This window comes from Pseudomonas fragariae (ex Marin et al. 2024) (genome assembly GCF_059621105.1).
Map to the genome: position 1 here is coordinate 3,089,500 of NZ_CM184369.1, position 20,341 is coordinate 3,109,840.

The window sequence follows — 20,341 nt, forward strand, 5'->3', positions numbered from 1 at the left end:
GGCTCAGGACCACCAGGACCTGCCGTTCGAGCAGGTGGTGGAAATCGTCCGGCCGACACGCAGCCTCGCCCACGGGCCTTTGTTCCAGACGACGCTCAACTGGCTGGCCGGGGAAACTGCGTTACCGGAGATGGACGGGCTGTCGCTGGCGACGGTCGAGCAGCAGAGTCAGGTCTCCAAGTTCGATCTGTCGCTTAACCTCGGCGAACAGGGTGATGCCTTGTTCGGTACGCTGGACTACGCCACTGCGCTGTTCGACGAGACAACGGTGCAGCGCTATTGCGGCTATTTCGAACAGTTGCTGCGCACGCTGGTGAATAACCAGCAGGTGGTGCTCGCTGATATACCGCTGGTGGGCCTGCAGGAGCGCGAGTATCTGCTCGAAAGCCTCAACGCCAGCGCGGTGAGTCTGCCGCAAGGTCAGACCATTCATGCCCTGATAGAAGCACGCGCCGAAGGCATGCCCGAAGCCTTTGCCGCCAGGGTCGGCGAGCAGTCACTGAGCTACGCACAGATGAACCGTCAGGCCAACAGCCTTGCCCATCATCTGATCAGCCTGGGCGTGCGCCCGGATGATCGCGTCGCGGTCGTCGCGCGCCGTGGGCTGGACACGCTGGTGAGCCTGCTGGCCGTGCTCAAGTCCGGTGCCTGCTATGTGCCGGTGGATCCGGCGCACCCCGATGAGCGCATAAACTATCTGCTGGCCGACAGCGCGCCAGTAGTGGTGCTCGCTGAACAGGCTTTCATGGCGCGCCTGCCTGCACTGAAGGTGCCGTTGCTCGCGCTTGATCGATCTCAATGGCCTGAAAAACCGGCAAATCCGCTGGTATCGGGCCAGACGCCCGGCGATCTGGCGTATGTGATTTACACCTCCGGCTCGACCGGACAACCGAAAGGCGTGATGGTCGAACACCGCACGCTGGCCAATCTCGTCCACTGGCATTGCCAGGCGTTCGCTTTGCACGCCGGCAGCCACACGGCCACTGTGGCCGGCTTCGGTTTTGACGCGATGGCCTGGGAAATCTGGCCGGCGCTCTGTGCAGGGGCAACGCTGCACATCCCGCCAGCGGAGATCAGCAACGAACAGCTCGACCTGCTGCTCGACTGGTGGCTCGCGCAGCCCCTGCAGGTGGCGTTTTTGCCGACACCGGTGGCCGAATATGCGTTCAGCCGCGAGCTCTACCACCCGACGCTGCACACGCTGCTGATCGGCGGCGATCGCCTGCGGCAGTTCCACCGTGAGCCGGGTTTTGCCGTGATCAACAACTATGGCCCGACCGAAACCACGGTGGTCGCGACCTCCGGTCGTCTGTTGCCTGACGGCAGCCTCGACATCGGCAAGCCGATCGCCAACACCCGCGTGTACCTGCTGGATGAGCAGCAGCAACTGGTGCCGACCGGTGTTGCCGGCGAGCTGTACATCGGTGGTGAAGGCGTGGCGCGGGGTTATCTGAATCAGCCGCAACTCACTGCCGAACGCTTCCTCAGTGACCCGTTCTGCGATAACCCGCAGGCGCGCATGTACCGCACCGGCGATCTGGCGCGCTGGAATGCCGACGGCACGCTGGACTACCTGGGACGTAACGACGATCAGGTGAAAGTCCGCGGTATGCGCATCGAACTGGGCGAAATCGAGGCGCAACTGACCTCGTTGCCGGGTATCGAGGAGTCGCTGGTGGTGGCGCGCGAGGACGAACCTGGACAGTCACGTCTGGTGGCGTACTTCATTGAGCAAGGCCCGCGCTCGGCCCTTGATATCGCCAGGCTACGTGCCGACCTGCTGGACCGTCTGCCGGGCTACATGGTGCCGAGTGCGTTCGTGCGCCTCGATGCCTGGCCATTGACCGCTAACGGCAAGGTCGATCGACGTGCCTTGCCGGTGCCGGATCGCGACGCCATGCCAGGGCGTGAATACGAGCCGCCGCAAGGCGAGCTGGAAATGGCCCTGGCCGACATCTGGAGCGATTTGCTGCAAGTCGAGCAGGTAGGGCGCACCGATCACTTCTTCGAACTCGGCGGCCATTCGCTGCTCGCCGTTACTCTGATCGCACGCATGCGTCGCCGTGGCATGGATGCCGATATTCGCGTGTTGTTTGCCCAGCCGACCCTGGCCGCCCTGGCGCGTGCCGTCGGCAGCGGCGCTCAGGTGAAGATTCCGGCCAACCTGATCGGTACCGATTGCACATCAATCACCCCGGACCTGTTGCCGTTGGTGAAACTGGATCAGGCAGGTATCGATCGCGTTGTCGCCAGCGTGACCGGCGGTGCGAGCAATATTCAGGACATCTACCCGCTGGGGCCTTTGCAGGCGGGTATTTTCTATCACTACCTGTCCGCCGCCGAGGATGATCCCTATCGCTTGCAGGCACGCTTCGCCTTTGCCGACCGCTCGCGACTGGAGGCCTTCAGCCAGGCGCTGCAACAGGTCATCGCCCGCAACGACGTATTGCGCACTTCACTGTGCTGGGAAGGCTTGGAAACGCCTGTGCAAGTGGTCTGGCGACATGCCGATCTGCCGGTGATCGAGGTGCCGCTGGCGGCGCTGGATAATCCCGAGCCGCTGGAACTTGTACGTGCACCGCTGCTGCGGCTGATCCACGCCGATGACCCGGACAACGGGCGTATCGTCGCGGTCCTGCTGTTCCATCACTTGATCATGGACCACGTTGCCCTGGACCTGCTGAGCCAGGAATTGCAGGCGGTGCTGCTCGATGAGGCAGCGCAACTGCCTGCGCCAGTGCCTTACCGCAACTACATCGCGCAGACCTTGCTGGGGGCGGGTGACGATGCGCATGAAACGTTCTTCCGCGAGCAATTGGGCGATCTGGATGAGCCGACCCTGGCCTACGCCCAGACCTGGTTGCCAGGGCCGGAGGTTGCAGGCGAGGCCCGACTGCGTCTGGATGCGGACCTGAGCAGGCGGTTGCGTCATCAGGTGCGGCAGCTGGGTGTCAGTCCTGCCAGCCTGATGCACCTGGCCTGGGCTCAGGTACTGGGCCGATTGTCCGGGCGTGACAGCGTGGTGTTCGGCACCGTACTGCTGGGTCGCTTGAACGGCAGCGAGGGCGCCGACCGCACGCTCGGGGTGTTCATCAACACCTTGCCGTTGCGCATCGACCTGGCCGATCAGAGTGCACGCGATGCTCTGTCACAGACCCACCGCCGCCTGACCGGATTGCTTGCCCACGAACAGGCTTCTCTGGCAATCGCGCAGCGTTGCAGCGCCTTGCCTGCAGGCGCACCGTTGTTCAGTGCACTGTTGAACTACCGCCATAGCGCGGTGCCCGGTGAGGCAAACGAGGCTGCCGGCAAGGCCTGGCAGGGCATTGAGCTGTTGCAGTCGGGCGAGCGCAGCAGCTATCCGTTGACGCTCAGCGTCGATGATCTGGGCGAGGCGTTCGACCTGACTGCGCTGACCTCGAAAGGCATCGATGCCCGACGTGTTTGTGCGTATCTTGCCTGCGCCGTGGAGGGGCTGGTCGACGCCCTTGAACAGGCACCTTCGGAACCGATTCAGGCACTGAATATTCTGCCCGGCACCGAGCGAACCGAACTGCTCGATGGCTTCAATGCCGATCGCCTTACGGCGGAGTGCCCGCTGCCGGTTCATCTACGTATCGAACAGCAGGCGTTTGATCAGCCGAACGCATTGGCCGCTCAGGCGGGCGATCAGCATTTGAGCTATCGCGAGTTGAACGCCCGTGCCAACGCATTGGCCCATCACCTGATCGGGCTGGGCGTACGTCCTGACGACCGGGTGGCGGTGGTCGCGCGGCGCGGTCTGGAGACCCTGACAGGTCTGCTGGCAGTGCTCAAAGCCGGGGCGTGCTACGTACCGGTCGATCCTGGCCATCCGGATGAACGCATCAGCTACCTGCTGGAGAACAGCACACCCATGGTGGTGTTGGCTCAATTCGACCTGCTGACACGTTTGCCCGAACTGCAGGTGCCGGTGATCGCGCTTGATCGCCCGGACTGGTCACAGCGCACCGACAACCCGTCCGTGCCGGAAATGACCACGCAGCATCTGGCTTACGTGATTTACACCTCGGGGTCCACCGGGCTGCCCAAGGGCGTGATGGTCGAGCACCGCACGCTGAACAATCTGGTGGATTGGCACTGTGAAGCCTTCAACCTGCGTGCCGGCAGTCATACCGCCAGCGTTGCCGGGTTCGGTTTCGACGCCATGGCCTGGGAAGTCTGGCCTGCGCTGTGTGCCGGTGCGGTGCTGCACCTGCCGCCTGCGGAGATTGGCAACGAACAGCTCGATGTGCTGCTCGACTGGTGGCTGGCCCAGCCGCTGCAGGTGGCGTTTCTGCCGACCCCGGTGGCCGAATATGCCTTCAGCCGTGAATTACACCACCCGACGCTGCAGACCCTGTTGATTGGCGGTGATCGCTTGCGTCATTTCAACCGTGATCCCGGTTTTGCCGTGGTCAACAACTACGGCCCGACAGAGACCACGGTGGTGGCCAGCTCTGGCCGGATGCAGCCAGGCAAGGTGTTGCACATCGGCAAGCCGGTTACCCATGCCCGACTGTACGTACTGGATTCGCGTGGCCAGCCCGTGCCACTCGGGGTGCCCGGCGAGTTGTACATCGGCGGCGCTGGCGTGGCTCGTGGCTATCTGAACCGTGCGGACCTGACCGCAGAACGCTTCCTCGACGATCCGTTCAGCGACAGGCCCGGTGCACGGATGTATCGCTCCGGCGATCTGGTGCGCTGGCTGTCCGACGGGACGCTTGAATACCTGGGCCGCAACGATGATCAGGTGAAGATCCGTGGCGTGCGTATCGAGCCGGGCGAGATCGAACAGCACCTGGCGCAATGCCCGGGCGTCGGCGAAGCGGTCGTGACCACCCAGCGTCTGGACGATGGCACGTTGCGTCTGGTGGGCTACTTCACCCGTCGCGATGCGTCGCTCGACAGTGCCGCCTTGCGTGCGCATCTGTTGGGGCACCTCCCGGAGTACATGGTGCCTGCGGTGTTTGTAGGCCTTGATGCGCTGCCATTGACCCAGAACGGCAAGGTCGACCGCAAGGCGCTGCCTGCGCCAGACCTGACCGCACTGGCAAACCTCGCTTACCAGGCGCCTTCAACGGCTCTGGAAGAGCGTCTGGCGGACTTGTGGGCCGAGGTTCTTGAAGTCGGGAAAATCGGCAGGCACGACAGCTTCTTCGAACTGGGCGGCCACTCGCTGTCGGCCATCCGTCTGGTCAGCCTGCTGCAAAAGGCAGGCGTGTCGCTGACGCTGGCCGAGCTGTTCCAGCACCCTAGCGTTGCAGCGCTGGCCGGATTGCTCGATCAGCGTCCAGGGTCGCCGGATGCGGCTCGCGAGGTGATCACAGTGCGCGCCGGTGGCAGCGAATCACCGTTGTTTCTGCTTCACGACTTCACCGGGCTGGATGCTTATTTTCCGGTGCTTGGGCAACATCTGCAGGGCGACTTTCCGATTTACGGCTTGCCGGGTATTGGCCTTGGGCAGCAGCAATTACGCACCATGGAGTGCCTGGCTGCGCGGATGGTGGAACGCATTCGTCAGGTCCAGCCGCGCGGCCCGTATCGACTGGCCGGCTGGTCGTTTGGCGGGGTTCTGGCCTATGAAGTGGCCACTCAACTGCTGGGCATGGACGAGGCCGTGACATTCCTCGGTCTGATCGACAGCTATGTGCCACGCCTGACCGATCAGGGCAAGGCGCGCTGGCAGGGACCTGACTTGCTTGAGCGGCAACTGCTCTCGCATTGCACTGCGCACTGGCAGGCCCAGGCAGGTGAGGGCGCTGCGAAGTTGGCGCGTCTGAACTCATTCAGCGAGCAAGCGCCGCTGCCGGACTTCGCGACGCTGTTGCAACTGTGCCGTGACGAAGGCCTGTTGTACGAGGAACTGGCGCTGGCGAGCGATCAGCAATTGCACCATTACCTGGACCGGGAAGTGGCGCATGGTCAGGCCCTGGCGCATTACCAGCTGGAACCGCTCAGTCTGCCGATTCACCTGTTCCGCGCCGAACAGCGTCCAATGGCGCCGATCGCAAGCAGTTCGACTCTGGGCTGGGGTGAGATTCTCTCCAGAAATCAACTGCAGTGCGTCGATGTCCCGGGGGACCATATGACGATGATGCAGGCACCGCACGTGGCCGTGCTTGGTCTGAGCATCGTTCAGGCGTTGCACAGCGCGCCTGCCACGCCACCGCCAACGCCGGCTCATCAGTCGCTGCTGGCCATCCAGAGTGGGCGTGACGGGCATGCCCCCGTGTTTTGCGTACCCGGAGCCGGTGACAGCGTCACCAGTTTCATTGGCCTGGCCGAGGCGCTGGGGCCGGAATGGCCGATCCACGGCCTGCAACCGCGCGGCCTGGACGGTCGCAGTGTTCCGCACAGCCGGGTGGAAGCGGCAGCGCAGAGCCATGTGCAGGCCATCGAAGCGCTGTATCCGAAAGGCCCGCTGCATCTGGTCGGGCATTCTTTCGGCGGCTGGGCGGCGCACGCCATGGCGGTCAAACTGCAGGCCCGTGGCCGCGAGGTTGTCTCGTTGACCCTGATCGACAGCGAGGCGCCTGGCGGCGAGGGCCTGGACGGCAAACCTTATACCGCCACCGCCGTGCTGGAACGCCTGGTCGAGGCGTTGCAGTTGTCCAGCGGACGAAGCCTGGAGCTCGACCCGCTGGCGTTTGCCGACAGCGATACGGTCACGCAAATGCACCTGCTTCAGCAGGCCATGGTGCGCGTCGGGTTATTGCCGCCACGCCTGGCGGCACAGGCCCTGCAAGGGATTGTCCGCACGTTTGCCAGCGCCTTGCGCACGGTCTATCGACCTGAGCCGGGAGGCTACAGCGGCAGGGCAAGTCTGGTCCTGGTGAATGACCCGCAACTGGATGCGCTGGACAATCAACTTGAGCATGCCGCTTGCGCAAGCCAATGGCAGCACTTGCTGCCGCAGCTTTCACTCTGGCAAGGGCCGGGCAACCACTTCAGCGTCCTGAAAGCGCCGGACGTCTACAGCCTGGCAGCCTGGTGGTACGACGGATTGGCAGTGGGTGTGGGGGAAACGCAATGACTTGGTGGGTATTGATAAAGCGTGATTGCGGGCGCAAGGAGGTCTTGCGTCGGAGGCGGTGAGGGTGGATCCGGGAGGGGCGATCGGTATCGCCCCGTCCTTTGCATCAACTGGCGGTCAGCAGGTTGAAAAAACGCCCGCTGATGAGCCATACATCCAGCGCATCAGTGAATTGCGACCGCTGATGCCCAGCTTGATCGCCGCGCGGCGCTGGTAACTGCCCACGGTATTGACCTTGAGTGCGAGTCGCTCGGCCTGCTCAAGCGCGGTATGGCCGGCGAGCAGCCCCAGGCACACTTGGGTTTCGCGTTCGGACAACGTCAACCCTGTTTCACGCAGTCGTTCCTGAAAGCGCTTTTCAATGCTTTCCGGCTTTTTATGCTCGATGCCGGGCATTGCCGATTGCAGGGCATTGACATGTTTTTCAAGTATCGAAAACAGCAGAGGGGAAATGTCGCCCAGCTGTCGGCGTTCCTTTTCTGAAAATTCATGCGCGGGAAGCGCCCGAAATACAGTTATTTTACAACTAAAGCTTTCCGAGGCCTGATCAGGGTAAAGATGAATCGAGTCACTGAGCAACAGCGTGCCCCGTGATGACGTCACCGTCTCGTTAAAGACCGTCGGTGCAGAGGCGGGTGGCGTTTGCCAGGGCTGTGGCAGTGAGGAGAGGTGCGTGGCATCTACCGCAAGCTGAGTATCGATCAACTTGTGGAACATGCTGGAAAAATTCCCGCTACCGATGCTGGCTATGGCCCTGCCGATCTGCGGAAGTAGTGTGTTAGGCATGTAGTCATCCATGAGTTTAAAACTGCTGACAATGGTGTAGACGCTGTAAGCATGGCGCGGTCACATCAACCTGCTGTTGGCGTTTGCGCCACGAAAACAGCGTTAGATGCCCGCTAGAGCATCTCCAGTGAAGTACAGCAAAGCGTATCGCCCTGAGGTTACCTAAATACTTCACTATCAGAAAGAGTGATGGTCATCGGTCGGACGGCGGGCAAGGAGGTCGCAGAAATGGTGGGGCGAACCCGCGTTAACTCGTGGTGCCTGATGTTGTTACGGGAAGTAGAGAGATAAAAATATCCCCACACATGTGCATCTAAAGTTGCAACATGGCGGGGAAATAGCGTTTGGCAAGCGTCTATTTTCCGATCATGAACCGGGTGACCAGGCGCGTAAGCCGTCCGTAAGGTGCCGAGACCTTGTCGGACATGTTGAAACGTCCGAGCTTGAGAACGCCGCGGGCGTGGGACAGACGAACGAAGCCTTCGTAGCCGTGATAGGCCCCGGTGCCGCTGTCGCCGACACCGCCAAAGGGCAGGTCATCCTGCGTCGCGTGCAGCATGGTGCCATTGATCGTCACGCCGCCGGACTGCGTGCGGTTCAGCACCCGCTCCACAGAGGTTTGATCGTTGGAAAAGCAATAAAGGGCCAGCGGTGCCGGACGCGCGTTGATAAAAGCGATGGCTTCATCCAGCGACTCATACGCGAGGATCGGCAGCAGCGGCCCGAAAATCTCTTCGCCCATGACATCCGCTTTCAGGGACACCTGCGTGAGTGCCATCGGTGCGATCTTGCGTTCGCCCGCCGTCGCAGGCGCATTGTGTTGCCATGCCTTGGCACCCGTTGCCACGGCCTGACTGGCCATCGCCATAAGCCGGTCGTAGTGGCGCTGGGAAATAATCGAGGTGTAGTCCGGATTGCCATCGAGGGTCGGGTAGAGTTTTTCCGCTGCAGCCAGCCACTCGCTGGCAAAGCTGTCCACGTGTTCGCGCGGGACAAGGACATAGTCAGGTGCTACGCAGGTCTGACCGGCGTTGAACAGTTTGCCGATAGCGATCATCCGCGCGGCTTTGCTGATCGAAAAGTCGTCGCACACCACGACCGGCGATTTGCCGCCCAGCTCCAGAGTGACCGGTGTCAGGTTGCGCGCGGCCGCCGCCATGACCTGGCGACCCACGTGGGTCGAGCCGGTAAACAGCAGATGGTCAAAAGGCAGCTCACTGAACCGGCCCGCCAGCGTGGCGTCGCCAGTGACTACTGTTACCTGCTCGGCAGGGAAGGTTTCGCCCAGCAACTGCCTGAGCAGCTCGCAAGTCCGGGGTGTCAGCTCCGAAGGCTTGATCATCACCCGATTGCCGGCAGCCAGCGCCTCTATCAACGGCACCAGCGTCAGCGTCAGCGGATAGTTCCACGGAGCCAGAATGCCGACGACGCCCAGCGGCTGATACACGACCCGGGCCGTGGCCGGTCTGAAAACAATACCCGCCTTGCGCCGGGAGGGGCGCATCCACGCCTTGAGGTGCGAGCGGATGTGCTTGATGCCATTGATCACCGGCATCAATTCGCCGAGCCGTGTTTCGTCGAACGAGCGGTTGCCGAAGTCTGCGCTGACCGCCTCGAGCAACCTGTCCTGATTATCGCTGACCATGCGCAGAACGGCGTTGAGGTCTGCGATTCGTTGATCGTAGGAAGGCGCGCCCTGAGCGCGGAATGCAGCCTGCTGCGCCTCAAGCAGCTCGGTTAGCCTGGCCGCGTGAAACGTCGTATCTGGCGGAACCGTGGCGGGTTGATTCATGACGCTGCTCCTGTGGCTGCGTGTTTTTTATAGGGGCTGCATGATGACGATGGGCCAGAGGGCGTGTGCGTATTGCGGCCCAAGGACTTCAAGCAACTGTCGGGTGAACGTTGGCCCTCGGTAGAAAGCGAGTCGCATGCAAAAATCCTCAACGCCACCAGCCGTGGCAAACCTGAATAAAGCGTCAGGGCTGTCTGCTAATCGGCCACAATCCGACTTTACGTCACAAGGGATACAAACAGGACACGCAGGGCGCCTTTTCAGCGCTCATTTGTCGTCCGGGTGAATCACCCGGATGCTGCGCGGATCAACGTGTTGCGGGCTGACAGCCCCGATTTCACGCAGTGGCGATGGGGCTTTTGAAAAAAAGAGCGTGGACTCGGGATATAACACTAATTAGAATCAGTCTCATTTGGCGCATCCCATCGCTCAAGGCTTTTGACATGACTGACGCAGCGACGCTATCACAGCAGACCTTGCATTCCCTGTACCGCGATCATCATGGCTGGCTGGAAAGCTGGCTGCGCAGACGCATGGGCAATGCCTGGGATGCTGCGGACCTGAGTCAGGATACGTTTCTGCGCGTGCTGTCCAGCTCCCAGCAGATCGCCGATATGCAGGAGCCGCGTGCCTATCTGCTGACAGTGGGCAAGCGCCTGCTCAGTAATTTCTACACTCGTCGCAGCCTTGAACAGGCTTATCTGGAAGCGCTGGCGCAGTTGCCTGAAGAAAGCGTGCCGTCGCCGGAGCAGCGCTGGTTGCTGCTGGAAACCCTGCAGGCGCTGGACGAGCTGCTCGATGGCCTGTCGGCAGTGGTGCGCCGGGCGTTTCTCTGGAGTCAGCTCGAGGGGCTGGGCTATCGGGAAATCGCTGAACGCCTGAGTGTTTCCGAACGCACCGTCAAACGCTATATGGCACAAGCCTACGAGCACTGTCTGTTGGTGGACTGGTGATTCGCCCGGCACCTTCGAACGAAGAACGCGAGGTAGTACGCAAAGCGGCGCAGTGGCTGGCGCTTCTCGAGTCCGGCGGTGCCAGCGAGGAAGATCACGCCATGCTGCAACACTGGCGTGACAGCTCCGCCAGTCATGAGCGCGCCTGGCAAAAGGCCCAGCAGTTGCGTCAACGTTTTTTCGGTCTGCCTGCCAACCTGGCCATGGCGACGCTGGATCGCCCTGACAAGGCCAGGCGCGCGACGCTAAAAAGGGCGCTGGGCGCCGTGGCACTGGTTCCCGCGGTCTGGCTGCTGGGGCGTCAGTTGCCGCTGGAGGTCTGGCGTGCCGACCTGCAAACCGCCGTCGGCGAGCACAAGCGTCTGTCGCTGGCCGATGGCAGCACGTTGCAATTGAATACCGACAGCGCCGTAAACGTCGATATGGGCGCCCGGCGAATCACCCTTGTACGGGGCGAAATAGCCCTGAAGGTGCCTGGCAGCGCGCCGCTGACCATCCACGGTCCTTACGGGCGCATCGTGGTTGGTCGGAGCGAAGTCTGTGTGCGTCTCAATGACAGCGACTGCCGGGTTTCGGTCGTCAGCGGCACGGTGCAGCTTTATCCCCTGCGCGGGCCTGTAGTGGCCTTGAATGCGCAGCAGCAGGTCAGTTTGAAGCAGAGTGGAGTCGGTCCTGTCAGCGCCTTCGACGCCTTGCTGCCTGGCTGGCGCGACGATGTACTGACCGCGCAGAACCAGTCGCTGGGTGATTTCCTGCGCGAGCTGGGTCGCTACCGTCCGGGCCTGCTGCGCTGGGAGCCGGCGCTGGAAAACCTTCGGGTGACCGGCAGTTTCAGGCTCGACAATACCGACCGCGTGCTGTCCTTGCTGGCGGCCAGTCTGCCGGTGGACGTGCAGATGCGCACCCGTTACTGGGTGACCCTGGTGCCTCGAAAAAACATTTCGACAAAAAATAGTGCGTAGCGCTGTCCCTTTTTTTGGTCTCGCTGGTCATTCCAGATAAGTGCACAAAAAATACGAGAGCTTCCCTCTATGTCCGCAGTGTCTTCCTACCGTTTGCGTCCGCTTTTGCAGTTCAGCCTGTTGCTGACGTTGAGTTCCAGTCCGTTGTTCATCTCGACCAGTTGGGCCGACACGGCGGGCAGACGGGCCTATGAAGTGCCGGCCGGCAGTCTGAGCGCCGCGCTTACCCGTTTTGCCGGGCAGGCCGGGGTCAATCTGTCGGTAGACCCTGCACTGGTGAATGGCCGGAACAGCTCGGGGTTGTCCGGCGAGTTCGCGGTCGAGGAAGGGTTTGCGCGTCTGCTGCAAGGTTCCGGCCTGCAACTGATGCCCGTCGGGGAGCAGGCTTACACGCTGATCCCGGCACCTCAAAGCGCCAGTGCAGGTTTGCAACTCGCCCCCACGTCGATCGTTGGCGACAGCGGTGTCACGGACGGTCAGGATTACGCGGGCGGTCAGGTGGCACGCAAAGGCTCGCAAGGCATGTTGGGTTCCCGGGACTTCATGGAAACGCCATTCAGCATGACCACCTACACCAAGGACGCGGTGAAAAACCAGCAGGCCCGGACCCTCGGCGACCTTATTGCCAGTGACCCGTCGGTGCGCGCCACCAACCCCGCAGGCGGGCGTTACGAGCAGTTCACCATTCGTGGCTTCAGCCTGTTCAACAGCGACGTTTCCTACAACGGCCTGTACGGCATCCTGCCCACTTACACGATCGACATGGAAATGGCCGAACGGGTGGACATCCTCAAGGGGCCGAGTCAGTTGATCAACGGCATTTCGCCGCGAGGCAGTGTCGGCGGGGGCATCAACGTGGTCCCCAAACGCGCGACGGATAAACCGATCACCGAGCTCACCACCAGCTATGCCTCCAAGGGGCAGGTGGGTGCTGCAGTCGATGTAGCCCGTCGGTTTGGCGAAGACGACAAGTTCGGGATCCGTTTCAACGGCGTGAAGCAGTCCGGCGACACAGAATGGGATCACCAGAGCGTCGATCGTGACATGGCCGTTTTGGGCCTGGATTTCCGCGGCGATCGCCTGCGTCTGTCGACGGACATCGGGCACACCGAACGCGACACTGATGCTCCGCAGGAGCGCGTGCAGGTCGGTGCCAACGCTAAGGTGCCCAACGCCAACGATGTGCGCGACAACTATGCGCAGTCCTGGAGCAAGGCGCGTACCAAGGATACCTTCGGCGCAGTGAATGCCGAATATGACCTCAGCGACTCGGTCATGCTGTATGGCGGTGTCGGCGTGCGCAAAAGTAACCATGACTTCCTGCGCCATGCGGTATCGGTCACCAACGACGCAGGTGACTTCAGCGTTCAGCCGCGCGATTTCACCCGTGACGAAAATGTGCGCACCGCCACTGCCGGCGCTCGTAGCTGGTTCAACACCGGGCCGGTCAGCCACGAGGTCAACCTGGCTGCCAGCTATTTCTACATGGACTTTGAAAACGGTGGTGCGCGCTACGCAGCAGCGCCGAGCAACCTCTACAACCCGGTCGACACGCCGACACCCTCGAACCCGACGCGCGCCGACTCCAAGGTTTACACCGAGAACCGCTTCAGCGGTGTGGCGCTGACTGACACGCTAGGATTTTTCGAGGACCGTCTGCTGCTGACGCTCGGCGCCCGCTGGCAGCGTGTCAAGGTTGATGACTGGACCGATGACGTGAAGGGCGACACCGCCTACGACGAGGAGAAGGTCTCACCGTCAGGCGGCATTCTGTACAAGGTGACCGATGATTTTTCGGTGTACGCCAACTACATGGAAGGCCTGAGCCAGGGCAAGATCGCTCCGTCGACCTCGGTGAACGAAGACCAGATCTTCCCGCCGTTCGTCAGTCGTCAGGTCGAGGTCGGCGCCAAGTATGACCTGGGGTCATTTGCCTTCACCGCCAGCGTATTCCGTATCAAGCAACCGGCCTACGAGACCAATACCGCCTCGCGTGTATTCGGCCCGAACGGCAAGCGCCGTAACGACGGTGTCGAGCTGACCATGTTCGGTGAGCCGATGAAGGGTTTCCGTCTGCTGGGCGGGGTGATGTACATCGACAGCGAACTGACCAATACCGTCAACGGCACATTCGACGGCAACCGCGCACCGGCCACCCCCAAGTACAACGTCAATCTGGGCGCCGAATGGGACGTCCCGGGCGTCAACGGCCTGACCCTGACCGGACGGGGCATCTACACCGGTTCGCAGTATCTGGATCAGGCCAATAGCAAAAGCATCGATTCATCGGAGCGTTTCGACGTAGGCGCGCGGTATGCCTTTAAGGTCGATCAGAAGGACATCACGCTGCGGGCCAATGTCGAGAACGTGATGAACAAGTACTACTGGAGTTCGGCCGGCGCGTCGGACGACAGCGAGCCGGGGCTGACTCTGTCGACACCGCGTACCTATCTGTTGTCGGCCACCATCGGTTTCTGAGTCGATACGTGACGCCCAGGGAAGGGGGTCACGTATATAGCGAACGACCGGCAGTCCTCATCGAGGGATAACCTGTGTGCAGTATTAAATAATCAACCTCAACACGGCGACACAGCAGTTTGTTATTTAGATAGGCTGTTTTGTCATAACGCCAAAATAACAAATGGCCACGCTCAATAGTGGCACATTGAGTTATACCGATTAATCCTGTCGGTATAACTGTGTGTCTTATTCATTATCAGGCGCGCAAAAAAGTTTATTTAAATTTCATCTTGTTTTTCGCAACAATGGGTTGCACTTTTAGGTAAATGATAATAATTTGCATCCGGAAATCCAGCGAGGACTCACAGATGTTGAATAATGGCTTATTGCACTCTACTACGTCGCAGAAAACCAATGCCAACTATCTGGACAGGCAGAGCAAGTTTGAATCGAATGTAAGGAGTTACCCCCGCAAGTTGCCATTGGCGATCGCCAAGGCACATGGCGTGTGGGTCACGGATGTCGAGGGCACCACGTACCTGGATTGTCTGGCCGGAGCCGGAACATTGGCACTGGGTCACAATCACGAAGCCATCATGGCCAGTCTCGACAGTTTTCTGACCTCGGGCATGCCCATGCACACCCTTGATCTGACCACTGCGGTCAAGGACGCTTTCAGCGAAACGCTGCTGAGTCTGCTGCCAGGACAGGGGCGTGATTACTGCCTGCAATTTTGCGGTCCTTCCGGGGCCGATGCGGTCGAAGCCGCGATCAAACTGGCCAAGACCGCCACCGGCCGCCATAACATCATCAGCTTTTCCGGCGCCTACCACGGCATGACCCACGGAGCCCTGGCGCTGACCGGCAACACTGCGCCAAAAAACGCCGTCGCTAATCTGATGCCCGGAGTGCAGTTCCTGCCGTATCCCCATGAATACCGTTGCCCGCTGGGCATTGGCGGCGAGGCCGGGACCGAAGCGCTGAGTTACTACTTCACCCAGTTCATCGAGGACGTGGAAAGCGGTGTGTCGCTGCCGGCGGCGGTGATTCTGGAAGCGGTGCAGGGCGAGGGCGGTGTCAATCCGGCACCTGCAGCATGGCTGCGCCAGATTCGCGAAGTCACGCGCAAGCATGGCATTCTGCTGATTCTGGATGAAGTGCAGGCCGGCTTTGGCCGTACCGGCAAGATGTTTGCCTTCGAACATGCGGGGATCGAACCCGACATCATCGTCATGTCCAAGGCGGTCGGCGGCGGTCTGCCGTTGGCCGTGCTGGGTTTCAAGCGCGAGTTCGACGCCTGGTCTCCGGGTAACCATGCCGGCACCTTTCGCGGCAACCAGATGGCCATGGCCACCGGCCTGGCGACCCTTGAAGTGCTGCAACGACAGAACCTTGCCGGCCAGGCCGCAAAACGTGGCGACTGGCTCAAGGAACAGCTCGGCCTGTTGCAGCAACGCTATCCGGCGATTGGCAATGTGCGGGGCCGCGGCCTGATGCTGGGCATCGAGATTGTCGATGAACGCAAAGCGGCGGACCGCCTCGGCAGCCTGCCGATGGACCCGGATCTGGCGGTTGCCATTCAGCAGCATTGTTTCAAACAGGGATTGTTACTTGAACGCGGCGGTCGCAATGGCAACGTCATTCGCTTATTGCCGCCATTGATCATTACTGAAGAGCAATGCCAATTGGTCATCCAGCGTTTTGAACAGGCCCTGAAGGCTGCGCTGTCCCAGCTACGTAAATGAAAGTTATGTAATAAGCAGGGCATCAACAGCACCGCATCGTGACACTGATATCACGATTGAAACAACACCGCACACAACGTTTGGCTGGGCGAACTTATCGCACCTCGACAGCTCGATTGTTGTGCCGCAAGCGATAAATCAACGTTTGTTGCGACGTCATTTAAACGGTCAGCGTAAAGGCGACTTTGGAGCAGACATGACTAATACCGATCGCACCGTCTTATCAAACATGGTGAGCGAGTTGGCAACCACTCGCGCGTTACTCAATTGCCTGATCAAGGAATTCGCACTGCCGGAAGAGTGCCTGCATTACACCTGGCCGGAAGGCATGCAAGGCATAGCGCCTGGCAGTTTCGTGGATGGCGGGCAATGGAAGGGCATTCCGCTCACCATCAGCCTGCCCAATCAGCAACAATTCTTCGTCCTGGTGGACCGCCGCGACCACCTGGGCAGCCATCGCTACCTTTCCGATGTCTACGCACGTCAGGGGCAGGGCACCTGGCGCTGCCTGGCGTTTGCCGAATTCGCCCGGCAACTGCTGACCGCCTGTGAGCACATGACCCGTGCCAGCAATGACGAACTGCTGGATCAGGTCCTGCAAAGCCAGCACCTGACTGCCGCCATCGTTGCCCACAACATGACCGGCCAGCACCCGGCGCCGCTCAGCGGCTATCTGGCCAGTGAGCAGGGTTTGTGGTTCGGCCACCCCAATCACCCGGCGCCCAAGGCGCGCCTGTGGCCTGAGCATCTGGCGCAGGAGACCTACGCCCCGGAGTTTCAGGCGCAGACCGCGCTGCACCTGTTCGAAGTGCCGCTGGAAGGGCTGCGAATCACCTCCAATGGCTTGAGCGAAGCCGAGGTGATGGCAGGCTTCGCTGATCAATCGCGGGCCCGACCCGGGCATGCGCTGATCTGCATGCATCCGGTACAGGCGCAACTGTTCATGCAGGACCGTCGCGTGCAACGTCTGCTTGAGTTGGGGGACATCTCCGATCTGGGTGCCAGTGGCTTGCTGGCCAGCCCGACGGCGTCGATGCGCACCTGGTACATCGAGGGGCACGACTATTTCATCAAGGGCTCGCTGAACGTGCGCATCACTAACTGCGTGAGGAAAAACGCGTGGTATGAACTGGAGAGCACGCTGATCATCGACGAACTGTTTCAGCGCCTGCAGCAGACCCGCCCGGAAACCCTTGGCGGGCTGTCCACAGTCGCCGAACCCGGCTCGATGAGCTGGGCTCCCAAAGGCGCGAGCGAGGCTGACGGTCACTGGTTTCGCGAGCAGACCGGCGCCATTCTGCGGGAAAACTTCTGCCGCCGCTCCGGCGAAGATTGCAGCGTGATGGCGGGCACACTGTTCGCCCGTGATCTGCGCTCACGCCCATTGGTGCACGACTTCCTCCAGCGTTTCAATGGCGCAGAGCTCGAGGACCAGCACCTGCTGGACTGGTTCGATGAGTATCAGGCCTTGCTGCTGAGCCCGGTCATGGCGTTGTTCTTCAATCATGGCATCGTGATGGAGCCGCATTTGCAGAATGCGGTGCTGATTCACGACAACGGACGCCCGCAACAGCTGCTGTTGCGCGACTTCGAAGGCGTGAAGCTGACCGAGGAGCTGGGCATCAAGGCGATTCAGGTGGGGCTGCACCCGAGAATTCGCCAGTCGTTGCTTTACAGCCGCGAACAGGGCTGGAACCGCATTACCTATTGCCTGCTGATCAACAACCTGTCCGAGGCGGTACTGGCCTTGAGCTGGGAGCGCCCGCACCTGGCACCACTGATGTGGCAGCGCGTCGAGCGGCAATTGCAGCATATTCGTGACGAACTGGTACTGCCTGCGCCCGAGCTGGACGCGCTGATCGCAGGCCAGTCGATTGCCTGCAAGACCAACCTCAAGGTCCGGCTCGCCGCCAAGGCCGATCGCGAAGCCAACTATGTGCGTCTTGCGTCGCCGTGGGCCACGGAGGCACGTTATGCATAAGGTGCCGGAGACCGTACTGGCGGCCATCAAGGAGGCTCGGGCGCTGGAAATCGACCCGCTGGCGGCCTTCTTCTACGATCTGGACGCGTTGCAGCAGCATGTCAGTGAAGTCATGGCGGCGCTGCCCGCCGGTGTCGAGCTGTATTACGCGATCAAGGCCAACAGCGAAGCGCTGATGCTGGAAACCCTGGCTCCTCTGGTCAGTGGCTTTGAAATTTCCTCTGGGGGCGAGATCGAGCGGGTGATGGCCTGTCCGACACGCAAGCCCTACGTGTTCTCGGGCCCAGGCAAACTCGATTCCGATCTGCGCTCGGCGTTGCTCAACAAGGTTGAAGCCATTCACCTGGAGAGCCTCAACGAAATCGCGCGTCTGCAACAGCTGGCAGAACAGGCGGGGCGCGTGCAGCCGGTGTTCCTGCGCATCAATCCGCAACTGCCCGCTGCACAGTCGAGCCGGCTGGCGATGGCCGGGACAGCGACACCGTTCGGCATTGACGAAGCCGACCTGGCCGAGGCGGTCAGACGCGTGGACAACGCCAGCCACCTGACGCTCAAGGGCTTTCACATACATGCCATGTCGCATCAGATGTCGGTTGAACGTCATGAGCAGTTGCTCGATTTCTACCTGCAGCGCTGGCAGGAATGGAAGGCTTTGGCCCGCGACCCGAGCCAGCTGACCCATTTCAACGTCGGCGGTGGCATTGGCGTCGATTACCTGAACAGCCAGCAGTTCGACTGGCAGCGACTGTGCCGCTATCTGGAAAAACGCCTGGGCGAGCAGCACGATGCGCCGATCCTGCGCTTCGAGCCGGGACGCTTCATCAGTGCCTATTGCGGCTATTACGCCATCGAGGTGCTGGACAGCAAAACCAGCCACGGCGAGCATTTTCTGGTCTGCCGAGGCGGAACTCACCAGTTTCGCCTGCCGGTTGCGCAAAGCCATGACCATCCGGTTATCCATCTGCCGAGTACGCCGCAGTCAGCTGCCTCGTCAGAACAGGCTTATACCATTGTCGGCCAGCTATGCACGCCCAAAGACGTACTGAGCCGCCGCCAGCTACTTAAAGGCGTGAACATTGGTGACCTGCTGGTTCTGCCGCTGGCGGGGGCGTATGGCTACAACATTTCCCATGCCGACTTTCTCTGCCATCCACGACCGTCACAGCACTTCGTGCGCAACGGCGAACGGGTCCGCCAATGAGCTTCAACGTCCCACGTAGCTGGGTGGTGATCAACGTGCTGCTCGGTACGCTGACGGTCAGTCTGAGCAACAGTTCGCTCAACCCGGCGCTGCCTGCCTTCATGGAGGCGTTCAGGATCGGGCCGCTGCTGGCCACCTGGATCGTCGCCGGATTCATGACCAGCATGGGCATGACCATGCCGCTGACCAGCTTCCTCAGTCAGCGCATCGGACGCAAACGCCTGTACCTGTGGGGCGTGGCACTGTTCATTGGTGGCTCGCTGCTGGGCGCGCTGGCCGACTCCATCGCGCTGGTGATCACCGCACGGGTGGTGCAGGGCATTGCCAGCGGGCTGATGATCCCCTTGTCGCTGGCGATCATCTTTTCGGTGTATGAAAAGCACGAACGGGGCAGGGTGACCGGGCTCTGGAGCGCAGCAGTGATGCTCGCGCCGGCGCTCGGTCCGCTGTGTGGCAGCCTGATGCTGGAGTGGTTCAGCTGGCGCTCGCTGTTCCTGATGAATGTGCCCATCGGCCTGCTGGCACTGTTGCTGGGCGTCGGCGTGCTGCCGGACGCCGAGCCCGCCGAGCGCAAGCCGTTCGATTTGATCGGCTACCTGCTGGTGGCGTCGGGCATCGGCTTGCTGATGATCGCCATCAGCCGCATGCACCATGCTCAGGCGCTGCTCGATCCGGTCAATCAGGCCATGGTGCTGGTCGCATTGGCCTGTCTGGTGGCATTCGTCCGGGTCGAGCTGAGTCGCCAGGCTCCGCTGCTGAATCTGCGTCTGTTCAACCTGCGCGGTTATCGTCTGAGCGTGATCATCGCCGTGGTGCAATCGGTCGGCATGTTCGAGTGCCTGGTGTTGCTGCCGCTGCTGGTGCAGAACGTGCTGGGCTACAACCCGATCTGGACCGGCCTGGCGCTGCTGTGTACCGCCAGCTTCGCGAGCCTGTTCGGGCAGTGGGGCGGCAAGGCACTGGATCGCCATGGCCCGCGCACCGTCGTCGCCATCGGCCTGCTGCTGACCGGCGTTTCGACCCTGGCGCTGGGCATGCTCAAGGCCGACGCCGCGATCGGCGTGGTGTTCGTCCTGATGATGATTCGTGGCGCCGGCCTCGGGCTCTCCTATATGCCGGTGACCACGGCGGGGCTCAATGCCTTGCCCGAGCCGATGGTCACTCAGGGCGCCGCGATGAACAACATTTCCCGGCGTCTGGTCGCGTCGCTGGCCATCGTCATCGCCTCGCTGTGGCTGGAGTTCCGCCTCAACACCGCGGGCCCGGCCGCCACGCCCTCGGCCATCAGCGAAGTATTCATCGCCACCGGCGTGCTGATCCTGCTGGCACTGCCGTGTGCCTGGCGTTTTCCCCTTAACGACGAGCGCGCCGAGGCCCAGCCCGACGCGGTCGAACCCCGATAATTTT

At 61.4% G+C, this 20,341-nt stretch carries 10 protein-coding genes (1 of these 10 cut by a window edge); 8 read left to right on the forward strand and 2 right to left on the reverse strand.

Going from position 1 to position 20,341, the window contains the following annotated elements; all coding sequences use genetic code 11:
- Positions 1-7,054, forward strand: partial view of an amino acid adenylation domain-containing protein gene (locus AC54XV_RS13655; protein WP_496718899.1) — the end only. It extends 10,727 nt beyond the left edge of the window; 7,054 of the gene's 17,781 nt are visible here — the last part of the coding sequence; its start codon lies beyond the left edge, outside the window; the stop codon is at positions 7,052-7,054.
- A 117-nt stretch (positions 7,055-7,171) separates the two neighbouring features.
- On the opposite strand, the gene AC54XV_RS13660 is transcribed toward AC54XV_RS13655, so the two are convergent.
- Both AC54XV_RS13660 and AC54XV_RS13665 read right to left on the reverse strand, forming a co-directional pair.
- Entirely contained in the window at positions 7,172-7,840 is a 669-nt protein-coding gene (locus AC54XV_RS13660; protein WP_024638725.1) for a helix-turn-helix transcriptional regulator, read from the reverse strand.
- Positions 7,841-8,195: 355 nt separating this feature from the next.
- On the reverse strand, positions 8,196-9,632 hold the full coding sequence (locus AC54XV_RS13665) for a coniferyl aldehyde dehydrogenase (RefSeq protein ID WP_057457524.1): 1,437 nt from the start codon (positions 9,630-9,632) through the stop codon (positions 8,196-8,198).
- A 443-nt stretch (positions 9,633-10,075) separates the two neighbouring features.
- Here AC54XV_RS13665 and AC54XV_RS13670 point away from each other — a divergent pair, with 443 nt between their 5' ends.
- The 7 genes from AC54XV_RS13670 to AC54XV_RS13700 all read left to right on the forward strand — a co-directional run bounded on the left by AC54XV_RS13670 (position 10,076) and on the right by AC54XV_RS13700 (position 20,337).
- Positions 10,076-10,585 (forward strand): sigma-70 family RNA polymerase sigma factor, encoded by a 510-nt coding sequence (locus AC54XV_RS13670; RefSeq protein ID WP_003406891.1) that lies wholly within the window; start codon positions 10,076-10,078, stop codon positions 10,583-10,585.
- The gene (locus AC54XV_RS13675; protein WP_011267791.1) at positions 10,582-11,547 is read left to right on the forward strand and encodes a FecR domain-containing protein; all 966 of its coding nucleotides are present in this window, start codon (positions 10,582-10,584) and stop codon (positions 11,545-11,547) included. Before AC54XV_RS13670 ends, AC54XV_RS13675 begins: the two co-directional genes overlap by 4 nt.
- A gap of 69 nt (positions 11,548-11,616) precedes the next feature.
- Positions 11,617-14,025: a TonB-dependent receptor gene (locus AC54XV_RS13680; RefSeq protein WP_057457525.1), complete on the forward strand. Its 2,409-nt coding sequence runs from the start codon at positions 11,617-11,619 to the stop codon at positions 14,023-14,025.
- A 350-nt stretch (positions 14,026-14,375) separates the two neighbouring features.
- A complete protein-coding gene (locus tag AC54XV_RS13685) occupies positions 14,376-15,752 on the forward strand; it encodes a diaminobutyrate--2-oxoglutarate transaminase (protein ID WP_011267793.1) in 1,377 nt (458 codons plus the stop codon).
- A gap of 196 nt (positions 15,753-15,948) precedes the next feature.
- Positions 15,949-17,733: an IucA/IucC family protein gene (locus tag AC54XV_RS13690; protein ID WP_024638721.1), complete on the forward strand. Its 1,785-nt coding sequence runs from the start codon at positions 15,949-15,951 to the stop codon at positions 17,731-17,733.
- Positions 17,726-18,934 (forward strand): type III PLP-dependent enzyme, encoded by a 1,209-nt coding sequence (locus AC54XV_RS13695; protein WP_032655988.1) that lies wholly within the window; start codon positions 17,726-17,728, stop codon positions 18,932-18,934. Before AC54XV_RS13690 ends, AC54XV_RS13695 begins: the two co-directional genes overlap by 8 nt.
- The gene (locus tag AC54XV_RS13700) at positions 18,931-20,337 is read left to right on the forward strand and encodes a DHA2 family efflux MFS transporter permease subunit (protein ID WP_024638719.1); all 1,407 of its coding nucleotides are present in this window, start codon (positions 18,931-18,933) and stop codon (positions 20,335-20,337) included. The genes AC54XV_RS13695 and AC54XV_RS13700 overlap by 4 nt, the downstream gene beginning before the upstream one ends.
- Positions 20,338-20,341 lie beyond the last annotated feature (4 nt).

Bases quoted from the DNA above. Each gene is read 5' to 3' on its own strand.
- AC54XV_RS13660 (WP_024638725.1), bottom strand. From the start codon at position 7,840: ATGCCTAACACACTACTTCCGCAGATCGGCAGGGCCATAGCCAGCATC.
- AC54XV_RS13665 (WP_057457524.1), bottom strand. From the start codon at position 9,632: ATGAATCAACCCGCCACGGTTCCGCCAGATACGACGTTTCACGCGGCC.
- AC54XV_RS13670 (WP_003406891.1), top strand. From the start codon at position 10,076: ATGACTGACGCAGCGACGCTATCACAGCAGACCTTGCATTCCCTGTAC.
- AC54XV_RS13680 (WP_057457525.1), top strand. From the start codon at position 11,617: ATGTCCGCAGTGTCTTCCTACCGTTTGCGTCCGCTTTTGCAGTTCAGC.
- AC54XV_RS13685 (WP_011267793.1), top strand. From the start codon at position 14,376: ATGTTGAATAATGGCTTATTGCACTCTACTACGTCGCAGAAAACCAAT.
- AC54XV_RS13690 (WP_024638721.1), top strand. From the start codon at position 15,949: ATGACTAATACCGATCGCACCGTCTTATCAAACATGGTGAGCGAGTTG.
- AC54XV_RS13695 (WP_032655988.1), top strand. From the start codon at position 17,726: ATGCATAAGGTGCCGGAGACCGTACTGGCGGCCATCAAGGAGGCTCGG.
- AC54XV_RS13700 (WP_024638719.1), top strand. From the start codon at position 18,931: ATGAGCTTCAACGTCCCACGTAGCTGGGTGGTGATCAACGTGCTGCTC.